Source organism: Parafrankia soli (genome assembly GCF_001854695.1).
GTDB lineage: Bacteria > Actinomycetota > Actinomycetes > Frankiales > Frankiaceae > Parafrankia > Parafrankia soli.
Window position 1 is genome coordinate 1 of record NZ_MAXA01000187.1, and the last position, 1,190, is coordinate 1,190.

Annotated in this window: 4 protein-coding genes; all 4 read left to right on the forward strand. The window is 69.7% G+C overall.

The features are described from left to right. Window positions 1-283 (forward strand): hypothetical protein (locus BBK14_RS38320; RefSeq protein ID WP_071063035.1); only part of this gene is annotated, 283 nt, incomplete at its 5' end. Window positions 284-339: 56 nt separating this feature from the next. Continuing rightward, window positions 340-597: a hypothetical protein gene (locus BBK14_RS15045; protein ID WP_131802321.1), complete on the forward strand. Its 258-nt coding sequence runs from the start codon at window positions 340-342 to the stop codon at window positions 595-597. After that, complete coding sequence (locus BBK14_RS15050) at window positions 594-824, forward strand: hypothetical protein (protein WP_071063039.1); 231 nt, start codon at window positions 594-596, stop codon at window positions 822-824. The genes BBK14_RS15045 and BBK14_RS15050 overlap by 4 nt, the downstream gene beginning before the upstream one ends. Further along, a partial coding sequence (locus BBK14_RS15055; RefSeq protein WP_198541291.1) for a MazG-like family protein occupies window positions 817-1,190 on the forward strand: 374 nt, incomplete at its 3' end. The genes BBK14_RS15050 and BBK14_RS15055, both read left to right, overlap by 8 nt.

Here is a 1,190-nt window from a genome sequence, read left to right on the forward strand (position 1 = left end):
CCTCAGCCCCTTCCTCAGGGACTTCTGGCAGGAGAAGGTCGCTTGGCGCGAGAACGGCGACCGCACCGAGAAGGGCGAGCAGGTTATCCGCGCGGGCGGCAGGCACTACGTGGTCGGACCCGAGGACGCCAGCGAGGGGCTGCGCGGATTCGACGGCCGACCCTTCACCTTCTGCCTCAACGGTGAGGGCCTTGTCCGCTCCAGCAACCTGTGGAGTCAGGGACTCATCCCGAACGAGTACGCGGACCGACTCCCCGACAACGCCGAACGGGTGGATTCATGACCGGTTTCTACGGTGTCCAGGGAAATCCGATCAGCGACGCGGTCGGCGAGGCGCTCATGGCCGATGTCGAGGCGCGCCGCTTCAGCCATGAGGTGGTCGATACCGACGCCGGCCCGGTCGAGGTGTCGACGATGTTCATCCCCCGGGATCTGCGAACCCCAGAGGACATCGAGAACGGCGGCCGTCCACTGCTGTTCGAGACCGCGGCCCTGCTCGGCGACCACGAGGTCATCATCGAGCGGCGCTCCACCGGCGCCGAGGCGGCGCAGGCGCATTTCGATGTCCTGTCTCGCGTGCGAAGCGGTCGGCCGTGAGCGCCGAGGTCGACCGCGCGGCCCTGGTCACCCACCTCCGCCGGGCGCACCCCAATCTGCTCTCCGTGGCCGACGAGCCGCTGCCCGCGGACGGCGACCTGGATGCCGCGCCCATCGGGCTGCTCCGGGCCGTTCACGAGGCCAACCACCTGCCGCTGTACCGGCGGCACGATTCCGATGACTGGCTGACCCGCGGGCGGCCGGACGGGAGCTCCCCACATGCCTGACCTCACCATCTCGCCGGACTTCCTCGCTGCCGCCGTCCGCGCCCTCGATACCCAGGCCGCACGCGCCGGCATCGACTCGGCTACCGCGGTCGACCTTCAGGCGCTGAAGGTCGTCGAGGAACTCGGCGAGGCCGTCGCCGCCCTGATCGGCATGACCGGCCAGAACCCCCGCAAGGGCGTCACTCATACCCAGGCGGACCTGCTCGGCGAGCTGTACGACGTCGCCCTGACGGCGCTTGTCGACGCGGCCAGCGTTCACTACTCGATGCTGGACGGGGTGCCGGGCAGCATCCGGGTGACCTATGCCGTCCCGCCCGGTGAGCCGCAGGCGACTTTTGCTCTGGCCCTGCTGGTCCAGGCGAGCGG

Bases quoted from the DNA above. Each gene is read 5' to 3' on its own strand.
- BBK14_RS15045 (WP_131802321.1), top strand. From the start codon at position 340: ATGGCCGATGTCGAGGCGCGCCGCTTCAGCCATGAGGTGGTCGATACC.